This window comes from Stenotrophomonas maltophilia group sp. P373 (assembly GCF_053295075.1).
In genome coordinates this window covers 134,880-147,655 of the sequence record NZ_CM129994.1, presented here as the reverse complement: position 1 = coordinate 147,655, position 12,776 = coordinate 134,880, and the positions used below count along the sequence as shown (strand labels likewise).

Genomic DNA, 12,776 nt, shown 5'->3' with positions numbered 1-12,776 from the left:
CCCCAAGGAGAATCACCATGAACCGCAAGCTCACCCTGCTCCTCCCGCTGGCCCTGATGGCCGCCTGCAGCCAGACCCCGGCCCCGGCCGGCAATGGCGGCGACGACGTGGCCCCGGCCGCGACCAAGGCAGCGGACCAGCAGACGCTGGCGCACCTGGATGCGCAGCGCCTGCAGAGCCAGCACTGGCTGCTGCAGCAGGCCACCGGCGCCGACGGCAAGCGCATCGACGCGCTGTTCGCCCGCGAAGACAAGCCGGTCACCCTGGACTTCGCTGATGGCCGCCTGTCGGTCAGCAACACCTGCAACCGCATGGGCGGCGGCTACACCCTGGCCGACGGCAAGCTGACGGTCAGTGCGATGGCCTCGACCATGATGGCCTGCACCGACAAGGCGCTGATGGCGCTGGACGAAGCCGTGTCGAGCCGCCTGCAGGGCGAACTGAAGGCCGAGCAGGATGCCGATGGCAAGCTGACCCTGACCAATGCCAAGGGCGACGTGCTGGTGTTCAACCCGGAACCGACCGCTGAAACCCGCTACGGCGGCGCCGGCGAAACCGTGTTCCTGGAAGTGGCCGCGAAGACCGAGAAGTGCTCGCACCCGCTGATCCCGGACTACCAGTGCCTGCAGGTGCGCGAAGTGAAGTTCGACGACAAGGGCCTGAAGCAGGGTGAGCCGGGCAAGTTCGAGAACTTCTACGGCAACATCGAGGGCTACACCCACGAAGACGGCGTGCGCAACGTAGTGCGCGTGAAGCGCTACGAAGTGAAGAACCCGCCGGCCGATGCGCCGTCGCAGGCGTATGTGCTGGACATGGTGGTCGAGTCGGCCATCGAGAAGTGATGTAGAGCCGACTGTCAGTCGGCTGGCACTTGAAGGGCGGCCGCAAGGCCGCCCTTCTTCGTTGTGGGTAGAGCCGGCCGCTGGCCGGCTGCCATGCGCGGATCCGGCAGCACACGGGCGTTGCCGGCCAGCGGCCGGCACGACCCGTTATGCCGCCTCAGCCCAGCGCCGGATTCAACGTGTAGGTGCCGTGCAGTGCCGCTTCGGCCAGCACGTGGCCGTGCATGGCCCGGTACGCGTCGGCGGCGGTGAAGCGTGCCGGCAGCTGCAGCGATGCCACGTCCAGCGCGAACACGCGGAAGAAGTAGCGGTGCACGCGCTCGTCGTTGAACGGCGGATAGGGGCCGTCGTAGCCCAGGTAGTCACCGGCCATGTCCGGGTTGCCGGCGAACCAGCCGGTGAAGTCGTTCAGGCCCTGGCGGCTGCCGGCCGGCCCGGCCGGCGTGGTCTTGCCCTTCACCACGAAGCCGTCGCTGCAGCTGCCTGCGGCAATCTCGCGCACCGAAGCCGGAATATCGGCCATCACCCAGTGCACGAAATCACAGCGGGGCTGGTCGCGTGGCACGCTCATGTCGGTGCGGCCGACCGTCTCCGGCACGGTCGGCACGTCCGGATCGACGCATACCAGCAGGAACGAACGGGTGCCCTCCGGCACATCGCTCCAGGCCAGGTGCGGATTGCGGTCCGGTGCGAAGCCCGCCGCATCGCCTGCGGCGAATTCGCGGTCGATCGGTGCACCGTTGGTCAGGCTGTGGCTGCTCAGTTGCATCGGCGTGTCCTCACTCTTCCGGGTAACCCAGGCGCACCGCGATCGGGGTGAGCTTGGCGAAGGCGGCGCTCATCACGTCGCGGTAGTTGCGCCAGTGGCCCGGCGGGAAACGCGGCGCGCCCAGCTGCGCGGCCGGCGGCATCGGCCGCTCGAACAGTCGGCCCAGCAGTTCGGCCATCGCCTGCGGATCGTTGCCGATCTGGTCGATGCGCAGCAGCACCTGCGGGTACAGATCGTCCTCGTGCAAAGCGGCGACCTGGGCCAGCGCGCGCGCCAGCCATTCGCTGGCTTCGGCCAGCGAGGTCATTGCCAGCGGCGCGGCGGCACCATAGGCCACCCAGTCCAGCAGCATGTCGCGCGGGTCGCGCAGCACCACCAGCAGGCGGCCCTGCGGCAACTGCGGGCGCAGCGCCCACAGCAGCGCGTTGTCCCACCACAGCAGCCAGTCGATGATCGCGTCGTCCTGCACGCCGCGCGACGGCAGCTGTTCGCGCCAGCGCTGCACCAGCCGCTCCGGGGTCAGCACGCCGGAGGCGAGGTCCTGCAGCGTGTGGTAGTTCTGGAAGGCGTCGTCGGGTGCGTTGGAGGTATAGCGGTCGCTGCGCAGCACCGGGCTGGCCGCGGCCAGGCCGGTCGCCACGCGCTCCACGCCCGACCCTGGCGCGCCCCACAGGAAGATCGGCGCGGAGGTGGCATCGCCGTCGATCTCGCCCTTGTCCGGCCAGCTCGGCGGTGCCTTGGCCTGCGGCGGCAGCGGCAGGCGCTGCGGGGCCTGGTCGGCCTGCAGGGCCAGCCAGGTCTGCAGCGCATCTTCGTGCTGCCCGGCGCGATCCTGGATCTCACCCAGCCAGGTGCGCAGGTCGGCGCGGTGGCCTTCCGGTGCCATGTCGATCAGCGCCTGCACGCGGGCGACCGCGGCGGCCGGATCGCGCTGCAGCAGGCCTTCGACCAGGCGGGTTTCGCCACTGACGCGGCCCGGTTCAAGGCTGACGATACGCTCGGCGATCGCTTCGGCCTGGGCGTGTTCGCCCACCATGTCGTGCAGCCGCAGGCGCGCTTCCAGCGCCGGCAGGTGGCCCGGCATCGCGTCCATCCAGCGCTCGACCGTGGCGGCGGCGGTGGCACTGCCGACCTCCTCCACCGCCAGGCGTGCCAGCCACAGGTCGTGCAGCTGCGGGTGCTGCTCCAGGGCGGCATCCAGGCGTGCGCGGGCCTCGTCTTCGCGACCCAGGCGCTGCCAGGACATCAGCAGCAGCTGCAGCACGTCGCGGTCATCAGGCAGCGATTCCAGCAACGGCAGCAGGTGCTCCAGCGCCTGCAGCGGCTGGCCGCTGCGCAGTGCCAGTTCGCCGGCCAGGCGGCGCATCGAAGGCGTGTCCAGGCCTTCCTGCTGCAGCGCGATCTGCATCGCTTCTGCCGCAGCTTCCAGGTTGCCCTGGCGCATGGCCAGCTGCACCACCAGGCCATGCAATGAGGCGATGGTCGGGTTCAGTTCCAGCACGCGGCGGAACGCCTGCTCGGCGAAGGCCAGCATGTTCTTGCCCAGGTAGGCGAAGCCCAGTGCGTAAAGCACGCGGATGTCGTTGGGCAGGGCCTGGTTGGCGGCCGACAGCAGCGTCAGCGCGCGATCGGCATCATCGCGGCGCAGCGCGATCATGCCATCGATGGTCAGCAGCTCCGGGTGGTCCGGTTCGACACGCGAGGCCAGCGTGGACAGGCGCTGCGCTTCATCGAAATCGTTGCGACCGATCGCCAGGTGGGCCTGCATCAGGTACGCGGCGAATGCGTTCGGGTCCAGCCCGGTGGTGCGCGTCAGTGCTTCGCCGGCGCCGTCGAACTGGCGCAGGGCCAGCAGCAGGCCAGCGTGCTGCAGGTGCAGCTGGGCGTTGTCCGGGGCCAGCTGCAGCGCCTGCTGCAGGGCCTCCATCGCGTCCTCGGCCTTGCCCTGCTGCTGCAGCGCAAGCGCCAGCCAGCGGTGGGCCTCGGCCTGGCCGGGTTCATCACGGGTCCACGCCTGGGCCAGCTGCACGGCCTGGTCGGCCTCGTTCTGGCGCAACGCTTGGATGATCTGGTCTTGCATGGCGGTCCGGTTCAAGGGCAAACCCGCATTGTAGCGGCCTGCGCGCCCGTGCCGGTTCAGCCTTGCAGCACGCGCTGCAGGCGCTGCGCCACCCAGCGCTCGGAGAAGCCGTCACCGCGCCAGTTTTCCAGGAAGCCACAGTGTCCGCCCCAGCTGGCGGTTTCCAGATGCGCCTGGTGCGGCAGCTGCCAGTCGCTGAAGGTCGCGTAGGGGATCACCGGGTCGTCCTGCGCCATCAGGATGTCGGCCGGCACCTGCAACGTGGACAGGCGATCACCGGCAATCGAGTAGCCATCGAAATAGGCCTGCAACGAACCGAAACTGGTGTGGCGCTCGACCAGCCAGGCGGTCAGCGCGCGGATGTCCAGTTTCAGTACGCGGTCGTCGCAGTCGCTCAGTTCGGGGAACAGGTCGCGCTTGCGCCGCAGTGAACCGGCCCACTTGCGGCGGAAGTACCAGTCGTACATTGCCGGGCCGTTCTCGATGCTCTCCATGGTCAGCGCCGGGTCCAACACCGGGCATACCGAGGCCACGCGCAGCAGCGGCACGCCGGCCGCTGGCGCGCGCAGGGCCAGGCGCAGCACGAAGTTGCCGCCCAGCGAGTAACCGGCGGCCACCAGCGGCAACTGCGGCCAGCGCTGGGCGATATCGCCCGCGGCATGCACCACTTCGTCGATCAGGTTGGAGTGGAAGATGCCAGGGTTGAGATGATGGGTATTGCCGTGGTCGCGGAAATTCAGCCGTACCACGTCGAAGCCCTGTTCGAGCATGCGCGCGGCCGCCATGCGCATGTAGCTGGATTCGGCGCTGCCTTCCCAGCCGTGCAGCAGCAGGGCCATGCCTTTGGGTTCGCGGCCTTCGATGTGGCTGTGCCAGCCTTGCAGGCGCACGCCATCACCGCCGTCGAGGATCAGTTCTTCGCTGATCGCACCGGTCGCGGCCAGCAGCAGCAGGCCGCGCTGCAGGCGCATGCGGCTGGAGCTGAGCATCGACTGCAGGTGCGGATTGCGCAGCCAGCGCGGGGGCTGGTAGTCAGCCGCGTGCAGCGTCGGCGTGCCGGCGTCCAGGACGGGTGGCGGGATCAGGGCCACCGCACCCTCACTCGGAGCTCATGGCCGCCACGATGCGCGCGCGCGACGTCTCCGCGATGCGCCGACGGCCTTCCAGGTCCTGCGCACCGATCGGTGCCAGGAAGTGCACTTCTGCACGCCGCGCCGGCTCACCGAGCAGGCGCAGGAAATTGGCGAAGAAACTCTCACCGGGGCCGAACGCGACAATGGTCTGCGCATCGCCCTTGAGCCCGTACACCAGTGCCACCGGCTGCACCGGCACGCCGGTTTCAACCGCGGCCTGGAAGATGCGGGCATGGAACGGGCCTACTTCGTGGCCGCCGCGGGTGCGCCCTTCCGGGAACACGCCCACCGCCTTGCCTTCGCGCAGGCGATCGGCCATCACCTGCATCACGCCACCGAGCGATTCGGTGTTGCCGCGCTGGTGGAAGATGGTCTGGCCACGCGCGGCCAGCCAGCCGACCAGCGGCCAGCTGGCGATCTCGCGCTTGGCGACGAAGCCCATCATGCGCTGGCTGTGCAGGATGCAGATGTCGACCCAGCTGACGTGGTTGGCGACGAACAGCACGGCGCCGGGCAGCGGCGTGCCGATCTGCACCAGGCGGAAGCCGAAGATCCACATCAGCCCGCCCTGCCACCAGTTGACCACTTTGGCCCCCAGGGTCGCCTCGCCCACGCGCAGTTCGCCCCACGGCCGAAGCATGCCGATCAGGATGAGCGGCAGGAACACGATGATGTGGACCAACAGCAGCGGTACGCGGTACAGGTAACGGCACACACGCGCCACGCCGCCGCGGGGGGCCGGAGTGGGGGAAGTCATCCGCGCACGATACCGGAGGGCCGTCATCGCTGCCAGCCGATTTAGGCCATAACACCCATCAACCGGGGCAATCGGCGGGGAACGCTGGGTTCCGCTGCCGTCACCGGCCGTCCGGGGCTCAGCCGTGGCCGGCCGCCACCACCGCCAGGGTCAGCCGCGAGATGCACACCAGGCGGCCCTGCTTGTCCTCGATGCGGATCTCCCACAGCTGGGTGCTGCGGCCGACGTGCAGTGCACGTGCGGTGCCGGTCACGGTGCCCGAGCGAACGGCGCGTACATGGTTGGCGTTGATCTCCAGCCCTACGCAGATCTGTTTGGCCGTATCCACGCACAGGTTGCCGGCGCTGCTGCCCAGGGTCTCGGCCAGCACCACCGACGCGCCGCCATGCAGGATGCCGTAGGGCTGGCGGGTGCGCTCGTCCACCGGCATGGTGGCCTGCAGCCAATCGTCGCCGGCCGCGCTGAAGACGATGCCCAGCGACTCGATCGCGGTGTTGCGGCTGAGCGTGTTGAGCTGCTCGAGGGAAACGGCTTCGCGGAACACCAGGGTCATGCGGGCACCTTCAGAGGATGGGAACGAGGCCGGCGCCGAATGCGGTCAGCATTCGGACCAGCAGCCATTTCGGGCCGACATTGACCTCGGGGAAATCGCCCACGGCGACATAGCAGCGGTGGAAGTCCGGGTCCTGCCGGGGCAGCGGCTGCGGGCAGTCCGGGCCGGGCTTGAACTCGTAGTCGGTGGCATAGCGCCACGGCCAGAAGTCGAGGATCGGCAGTGCCTCGGAGGCCTTGCCGACGCTGTAGTTGAGCCCGGACAGCACCGGCGGCTTGGCCCGCGGCGCCACCGTCCACGAGTTCTGCGGGTGGGTATCGCGCAGGATGCTCTCGGCCAGCTGCTCGGCGAAGGCCGGGTCGTCGATGATCACCGCACCTTCGGTGTTGTAGTTCTCGCTGCGCGGATCGAAGTTGTGGGTGCCGACCACGCCGATGCGGCGGTCGACCACCAGCGACTTGGCATGCAGGCCCATGCGCGCGCCCTTGCGGGTGACCGGCAACGGCTTGTTGACCGCCTTGCTGCCCAGGAAGGAGGGCCGGGTCTCGGTGCGCAGCAGGCGGGTCTCGACCTCGCTGCCGGCCGCGCGGCGGCGCTCGCGCGCGTTCTGGTAGGCACTGCCGGTGCGCGGGTGGTTCACCGGCCCCTGCTTGCCGGTGGGTGCCGGATGCTCATCGCGATCGCGGCTGTCGCCGGCATTGCTGCCCGCGGCGCTGCCGCCAATCAGCGGATTGCGCCCGCCGTCGTCGTCACCTCCGGGCGCGGCCATCGGATCAGGCAACAGGTTGCGGTAGTCGACCGGTGCATCCAGCGGGAACGGCTTGTATTCGAAGATGTTGAAGCCCAGTTCGCGCATGTTGCGCCGCTTGTACTTGTACGACAGCGCATACACGATCGGGTTGTCGGTGGCCGCCAGGCTGTTGCTGGACACCACCACCCGCGGCGGCTGCGGGCGCTTGCGCAGCTCGCGGAACAGCTTCTGCGCCGGCTTGGACAACACCAGGTACGGCGTCTGCAGGATCACTTCCTCCTGCGCGCCGGCGATCAGCGCATCCAGCTGCGGCTCGGTCACGTGCTGGCCCGCCAGTGGCGCATCGGCCTTCTCGCGCCGGTGCTTGCGCGGCAGGTCGGCGACATAGCGCACCGAGGCCACCGGCAAGGCGGTATCGACGAAGGAACGGCTGACGAAGTCCATGTCATTGGCTTCGGCACTGACCCGCTGCACCCGCTCGGGGCGGCGGAAGCTGGCCGGCGGCAGGGTCGGCACGCCCTCGCGCAGCAGGGTGCGGCCGACATCGTTAAGGCGCTCGGCCGGCACGCTGCGCCTGGCATGCCAGAAGGCATCGAAGTTGGCGGCCATCGCCCGCGCCTCCGGGCCGGCGATCAGCACGTCGCGGTCGCGGAAGTTGTACTCGCGGTCCCAGTCGTAATAGTCGTCCTGGTAGTTGCGGCCACCGACCACGCCGATCGCATCGTCGATCACCAGCAGCTTGTTGTGCATGCGCTGGTTGAAGCGGCGGAAGCAGCACAGCACGCTGCCGGCATAGTCGAAGTAGTTCAGCCGGGCCTTGCCGAAGGTCGGGTTGTAGACCCGCAGCTGGAAGTTCTGGTGCGCGCCGGACAGCGCGCCGAGGATCTGCAGGTCGGAGATCGCCGAGAGCTGATCGATCAGCACGCGCACCTTCACCCCGCGCCGCGATGCAGCCAGCAGCTCGTCGATGACCAGCCGGGCGCTGTCGTCCTTGTCGAAGATGTAGGTCTGCAGGTCGATGCTGCGGGTAGCGCTGCGCAGCAGGTTCAGGCGCGCCACCAGCGCACCTTCGCCCTCGTCGAGCAGGGTGGCGTAGTGGCGCGGCTGTTCGGGAGTGGATTCGGTGAACGCCCGCCCGGCCAGCGCACGCAGCGGCGAGTCCTGCGCGCAGCGGTCGGCGCGCTGGCAGTCGACGTCGGTCGAGCGCGCCTGCACGGCGATCGCTTCGGCGCGGTCGCGCTCGGCATGCGAAAGCGATGCACAACCGCTGCCCAGCAACACCGTTGCCAGCGCCAGTAAACGCAGCAGGAGGTTCACGGTTTCGGCGCCTCGCTCAGGCGCGCACGCAATACGAAGGTCACTCGGTCACTCAGGGCTAGCTGCCAGCTGTCCATTCCATACCGGCCTCGCTGCACGGTACCGCGGCTGACGACATCGCAATCATAGCCGGGTCGGGCGCACTCCGCCTTCTCGACCCGCAGCGACTCGGGGTGGCTGACGCCGCGCAGGGTCAGCCGGCCGTTGATGTCGCCCCCCTGTTCCACCGTCTCCGGCCAGTACGGCAGCGAGTCGAACTCGACCACCGGATGGCGCCCTGCATCGAAGAACTCTTCGCCGCGCATCCAGCCGGTGTAGCGCGCCTTGCCAGGGATCTCCACCGAACGGGTGAACATCTTCAGGTGCACCTGGTGGCGCCCGTCGGACAGGATCTCGATGCGCCCCTCGAAGTGCGGGAATACGCCTTCGATGCGCTGGCCGAAACGGGTCCGCACCTCGAAACCGATCCGCGAGCGCTGGGTATCCAGGCGCAGTACCCGCGGCGCTTCGGCGGACACCGGCGGCAACGGGGTTGGTGGGGGCACAGCGGCCCAGGCCGGGCCAAGCGCCAGCAACGCGGGCAGCAGGAAGCGGCTGCGCCGCGCCTGGCTCATCGGATCACGGCCACCAGAACGCGTTCAGGCTGGCCACGCCCGGCTCGATCGAGACCTCGCGCGGGAAGCCGAGGACGGCCACGCCGCCCGGCGGCATGCCCCGGTAGTCGCTGCTGGTGCCGTCGGTCATCAGGGCCACCAGCTGCTCCAAGCCCGGGTTGTGGCCCACGATCAGCACCCGATCCAGGTCGCGACGCTCGTCCACCAGCGCCGCCAGGGTGCCCGGGGTGGCTTCGTAGATCCGGTCTTCCAGGCGCTTCTCAACATAGCCGATGGCCGTCATCACCGCTTCCAGGGTCTCACGGGTACGTCGCGACGGCGAGCACAGCACGCAGTCCGGCAACAGGTTGTTTTCCTTCAACCACTTGCCGGCGGCTTCAGCTTCGGCCAGCCCCACCGGCGACAGCGGCCGGTCGAGGTCGGCCTGGCCGGAAACGGCGGGTTCGGCATGGGCATGGCGCAGCAGGATCAGTTCACGCATCGCGGGTTTCCATGGAGAAGAGGATGCAGCAGGAGAAGTGAGGCAGGCATCAAAGCTTGAGCCAGGACAGCAGCGGTTCCCAGTCCGCCTGGTGTTCGCGCACCTGGGCGGAGCGATAGTCGAACAGGCTGCGGCCCAGGCCGGTCATGACCACGTAGCTCTGGCTGTCACGCAGCTGCGCGACCACCGGGTACGGCCATTCGGCCAGCATCTGCAATGCCTGCTGCGAGGTCTGCGTCCAGGGTTTGGTGCGGTTGAGGACCAGCCCTACCGGCAGCTTGCGGCTGTGCACGCGCGGGTTCTGGGCCAGGCTGTTGAGGAAGCCGACGATGGCTTCGATATCCAGCGCCGAGGGCAGCACCGGCACCACCACGGCGTCGGCCGCGTCCAGGAAATGGGGGATATCGTCGGCCAGCGCACCGGCGGGTGCATCGATGATGACGGTATCGGTACCGTCGGGCAGCTTCTGCGCCCACTGCTTCTTCCGATACACATCGATGGGGAGCACCGCGCTTTCCAGCCCGGCACGCCGTTGTGCCCAGCGGGTGCTGGAGCCCTGCGGGTCGGCATCGGCGATCACCGTGGCCTTGCCCTGCAATGCCGCGTACGCGGCCAGGTGGGTGGCGACGGTGGTCTTGCCCACCCCGCCCTTGGAACCGGCCACCAGGATCGTCTTCATGCCAGCCTCGCTTCCGGGTACGTGCCCCGAGCGTACACCGGCGGTGGTGACGGGAGGTAGCGCCGTGCTGAACCCGTGGCCATCGCCTTTGCTATCGTGGCGCCCCCGAAGGATCGAACCGGCATGAGCGAACTGCAGGACCTGAGCGCACTGATCCGCGCCAATACCCCCCTGATCGTGATCGAGACCCAGGATGAGGGGCGCATCGTTGAACTGTTCCGGCAGACGCTGATGCACGTGTGGCGGGCCCTGCACCGCTGGTCCATCACCGAGGGCCTGCGCCGCATCGACCTGGACCGCGAGGATCCGCCGGTCGGCCCGCCCGATGCCAGCGCCGCGCTGCAGATGATCCGCCAGGCTGACCAGCGCGGTGTCTACCTGCTGCTCGATTTCCACCCCTACCTGGGCTATGCCAGCCACCAGCGCGCACTGCGCGACCTGATCCAGCGCCGCCACAGCGAACCGCACGTGCTGGTGCTGATCGGCGCCAAGGTCGAGCTGCCGGCCGAGCTGGAAGCACTGGCGGTGCGCTTCAACCCGCGCCTGCCCGATGCCAATGCCCTGCTGAAGATGCTGCGCGAGGAGGCCGACGCCTATGCGCGCGAACACGGCGGCCGCCGCGTCGAGGTCGACAGCGAGGCGGTGAAGAAGATCCTGAAGAACCTGCAGGGCCTGAGCCTGGTCGATGCCCGCCGCATTGCCCGCCAGCTGATCTACGCCGATGGCGCGCTGCGCGACGACGACCTGCCGCAGCTGGCACGGCTGAAATTCGAGCTGCTCAACCGCAGCGGCCACCTGTTCTTCGAGCACGACAGCGCACGCTTCGGCGACGTGGCCGGCGCCAACCGGCTCAAGCGCTGGATCAGCCAGCGCCGGGTGGCCTTCATCGCCGGCTCGGCACCGGCCGGCCTGGACCCGCCGCGCGGCATGTTGCTGCTGGGCGTGCAGGGCTGCGGCAAATCGATGCTGGCCAAGGCCACCGCCGCCGGCTTCGGTGTACCGCTGCTGCGCCTGGACGTGGGTGCGCTGTACAACAAGTACCACGGCGAGACCGAGGCCAACCTGCGCCAGGCGCTGGCCTCGGCCGAGCAGCTGGCGCCCTGCGTGTTGTGGATGGACGAGATCGAGAAGGGCCTGGCCAGTGGTGGCGAGGACGGTGGCGTATCGCGCCGCGTGCTCGGCTACCTGCTGACCTGGATGGCCGAACGCAAGGCGCCGGTCTTCATCGTCGCCACCGCCAACCAGGTGCACGAACTGCCGGCCGAGCTGCTGCGCAAGGGCCGTTTCGACGAGATCTTCTTCGTCGACCTGCCCACCCCCGAAGTGCGCGTGGAACTGCTGCGGCTGCATCTGGGGCGACGCCAGCTCAATGGGGACGACTTTGCACTGCCGGCGTTGGCGGCCGCGGCGAATGGTTTCTCCGGCGCGGAGATCGAGCAGGCGATCGTGGCCGGACTGTACGCAGCGCACGCCGAAGGCCGGCCGCTGGACACCGAGCTGCTGATGAACGAGATCCGCGCGACGAGGCCGCTGTCGGTGCTGATGGCCGAGCAGGTCGAGGCCTTGCGCGCGTGGGCGTCGGGGCGGACGGTTTCCGCGGACGATTGAGGTTTCCCGCGAACGGCGCAGCCCCTCGTGGCGGCTGGTTGGCTGTGAACATCAAAAGCCGCGCTTGGCCGGGCGGGGTGGATTCGCGTTGGCTGGCCGCTCTTGAGCGCATGGGCTCAGATCCGTTTTCCTCTGGAAAACGGATCTGACCCCAGTTCGATTTCTATCCCGGCAGATCTCATCCACGCATAGCGTGGATCTACCGTGTCGACCAAGGTCGACACCTACCAACAGTCACGGAACCTGTCGGGGGCGGGGTACTGTCGATTTGCGGGGTGTGAGCCGCATGGATGCGGCGACCAAGCCCCCATGGACGGGTTTACGGCGGCCCCGCAAACCCACAGTGCCCCGCCATCCCTCAGGAAACCCGCTTTGGCTTTGGCTTTGGCTTTGGCTCCAGCCCTTGCTTCTGCGGGTGCCGGGTGCAACCCGCCCCCCTTCCCTCAGGGCCAGGCCGGCGGGGCGGCCGCCCAGGCCTGCTGCACTTCGGCCAGCGAGGCACGCTCGTCGTCGCGCCACAACGGCAGCAACTGCGCATAGCGGCTGCTGTCGCTCCATTGCGTCGGCTCGGTACGCACTGCGGCGGCATACCACTGCACCGCCTCCTGCTTCTGCCCGGCCCGCCACAGCGCCAGCGCATAGGTCGGTGGCAACCAGCCCGGCTTGCTCAGCGAACCACCGGCAGCGGCCTGCCATTGCTCCAGGGCGGCTTCGGGCTGGCCCTGACGCAGCAGGTCCCAGCCGTAGTTCCAGCGCACGCCACGGCCCAGGCTGCCCTGCACCGGCGCATCCTTCAGCGCCTCGCGATACAGCTGTTCACCCAGTTCGGTACGGCCCTGGGCAATGGCCACCGACGCCAGCTGCACGGTGGCCTCCACGGTACGCCGGCCGCGCTCGCGCTGCTTGAGCAGCTGCGCCACCAGCGCATCCCCGTCGGACTGGACCACGATCATGGGCACGGCGGCCGCATCGCTGTCGAAGTAGAACTCCTGTGGTGCCGGCACCGCCGGCGCGGCCCACACCTGGGCCGTTCCCGAGACCAGCAACATGCTGCCCAGGATCTTTCCTGCAACTGACATCCCTTCTCCCCAGGCCGCAACCGCAGCCTCCCTCTCTCTCCCCGATCCTAACCCCAGCATGGCCGCCGGCGCGAGTGCCGGGGCGGCCGGGCCTCGCTGCTACAATTCGCGCC

The 12,776-nt window shown here is 68.8% G+C and carries 12 protein-coding genes; 2 read left to right on the top strand and 10 right to left on the bottom strand.

Annotated elements, in window-relative coordinates; all coding sequences use genetic code 11:
* Window positions 1–17 precede the first annotated feature (17 nt).
* Window positions 18–842 carry an META and DUF4377 domain-containing protein gene (locus ACSYHF_RS00600; protein WP_005420968.1) on the top strand — a complete coding sequence of 275 codons (825 nt, stop codon included), beginning with the start codon at window positions 18–20 and terminating at the stop codon, window positions 840–842.
* A gap of 157 nt (window positions 843–999) precedes the next feature.
* Here the strand turns inward: ACSYHF_RS00600 and ACSYHF_RS00595 are convergent, their stop codons facing one another.
* The 9 genes from ACSYHF_RS00595 to ACSYHF_RS00555 form a co-directional block, all read right to left on the bottom strand.
* Entirely contained in the window at window positions 1,000–1,611 is a 612-nt protein-coding gene (locus ACSYHF_RS00595; protein WP_005420969.1) for a YbhB/YbcL family Raf kinase inhibitor-like protein, read from the bottom strand.
* A 10-nt stretch (window positions 1,612–1,621) separates the two neighbouring features.
* Window positions 1,622–3,691 (bottom strand): tetratricopeptide repeat protein, encoded by a 2,070-nt coding sequence (locus tag ACSYHF_RS00590; protein ID WP_005420971.1) that lies wholly within the window; start codon window positions 3,689–3,691, stop codon window positions 1,622–1,624.
* 56 nt (window positions 3,692–3,747) lie between these two features.
* On the bottom strand, window positions 3,748–4,737 hold the full coding sequence (locus ACSYHF_RS00585) for a YheT family hydrolase (protein ID WP_050562730.1): 990 nt from the start codon (window positions 4,735–4,737) through the stop codon (window positions 3,748–3,750).
* A gap of 52 nt (window positions 4,738–4,789) precedes the next feature.
* On the bottom strand, window positions 4,790–5,581 hold the full coding sequence (locus ACSYHF_RS00580; protein ID WP_069138140.1) for a lysophospholipid acyltransferase family protein: 792 nt from the start codon (window positions 5,579–5,581) through the stop codon (window positions 4,790–4,792).
* Between the two features lie 118 nt (window positions 5,582–5,699).
* Window positions 5,700–6,134 carry a hotdog fold thioesterase gene (locus ACSYHF_RS00575; protein ID WP_262233234.1) on the bottom strand — a complete coding sequence of 145 codons (435 nt, stop codon included), beginning with the start codon at window positions 6,132–6,134 and terminating at the stop codon, window positions 5,700–5,702.
* Window positions 6,135–6,144: 10 nt separating this feature from the next.
* Window positions 6,145–8,202 carry a phospholipase D family protein gene (locus ACSYHF_RS00570; RefSeq protein WP_262233235.1) on the bottom strand — a complete coding sequence of 686 codons (2,058 nt, stop codon included), beginning with the start codon at window positions 8,200–8,202 and terminating at the stop codon, window positions 6,145–6,147.
* Window positions 8,199–8,816, bottom strand: a complete 618-nt coding sequence (locus tag ACSYHF_RS00565; protein WP_005420984.1) for a YceI family protein — start codon at window positions 8,814–8,816, stop codon at window positions 8,199–8,201. The genes ACSYHF_RS00570 and ACSYHF_RS00565 overlap by 4 nt, the downstream gene beginning before the upstream one ends.
* Window positions 8,817–8,820: 4 nt before the next feature.
* Window positions 8,821–9,297, bottom strand: coding sequence for a SixA phosphatase family protein (locus tag ACSYHF_RS00560; protein ID WP_005420985.1), 477 nt, complete (start codon window positions 9,295–9,297; stop codon window positions 8,821–8,823).
* 49 nt (window positions 9,298–9,346) lie between these two features.
* Window positions 9,347–9,976, bottom strand: a complete 630-nt coding sequence (locus ACSYHF_RS00555; protein WP_005420986.1) for a ParA family protein — start codon at window positions 9,974–9,976, stop codon at window positions 9,347–9,349.
* Between the two features lie 123 nt (window positions 9,977–10,099).
* Here ACSYHF_RS00555 and ACSYHF_RS00550 point away from each other — a divergent pair, with 123 nt between their 5' ends.
* Window positions 10,100–11,584 (top strand): AAA family ATPase, encoded by a 1,485-nt coding sequence (locus ACSYHF_RS00550; protein WP_005420987.1) that lies wholly within the window; start codon window positions 10,100–10,102, stop codon window positions 11,582–11,584.
* Between the two features lie 443 nt (window positions 11,585–12,027).
* On the opposite strand, the gene ACSYHF_RS00545 is transcribed toward ACSYHF_RS00550, so the two are convergent.
* Complete coding sequence (locus ACSYHF_RS00545; protein ID WP_134955489.1) at window positions 12,028–12,663, bottom strand: tetratricopeptide repeat protein; 636 nt, start codon at window positions 12,661–12,663, stop codon at window positions 12,028–12,030.
* Window positions 12,664–12,776 lie beyond the last annotated feature (113 nt).

Excerpts from the sequence above, each read along its gene's own strand:
- ACSYHF_RS00595 (WP_005420969.1), bottom strand. The coding sequence starts at position 1,611 with ATGCAACTGAGCAGCCACAGCCTGACCAACGGTGCACCGATCGACCGC.
- ACSYHF_RS00565 (WP_005420984.1), bottom strand. The coding sequence starts at position 8,816 with ATGAGCCAGGCGCGGCGCAGCCGCTTCCTGCTGCCCGCGTTGCTGGCG.
- ACSYHF_RS00545 (WP_134955489.1), bottom strand. The coding sequence starts at position 12,663 with ATGTCAGTTGCAGGAAAGATCCTGGGCAGCATGTTGCTGGTCTCGGGA.
- ACSYHF_RS00590 (WP_005420971.1), bottom strand. The coding sequence starts at position 3,691 with ATGCAAGACCAGATCATCCAAGCGTTGCGCCAGAACGAGGCCGACCAG.
- ACSYHF_RS00550 (WP_005420987.1), top strand. The coding sequence starts at position 10,100 with ATGAGCGAACTGCAGGACCTGAGCGCACTGATCCGCGCCAATACCCCC.
- ACSYHF_RS00575 (WP_262233234.1), bottom strand. The coding sequence starts at position 6,134 with ATGACCCTGGTGTTCCGCGAAGCCGTTTCCCTCGAGCAGCTCAACACG.
- ACSYHF_RS00600 (WP_005420968.1), top strand. The coding sequence starts at position 18 with ATGAACCGCAAGCTCACCCTGCTCCTCCCGCTGGCCCTGATGGCCGCC.
- ACSYHF_RS00580 (WP_069138140.1), bottom strand. The coding sequence starts at position 5,581 with ATGACTTCCCCCACTCCGGCCCCCCGCGGCGGCGTGGCGCGTGTGTGC.
- ACSYHF_RS00560 (WP_005420985.1), bottom strand. The coding sequence starts at position 9,297 with ATGCGTGAACTGATCCTGCTGCGCCATGCCCATGCCGAACCCGCCGTT.
- ACSYHF_RS00555 (WP_005420986.1), bottom strand. The coding sequence starts at position 9,976 with ATGAAGACGATCCTGGTGGCCGGTTCCAAGGGCGGGGTGGGCAAGACC.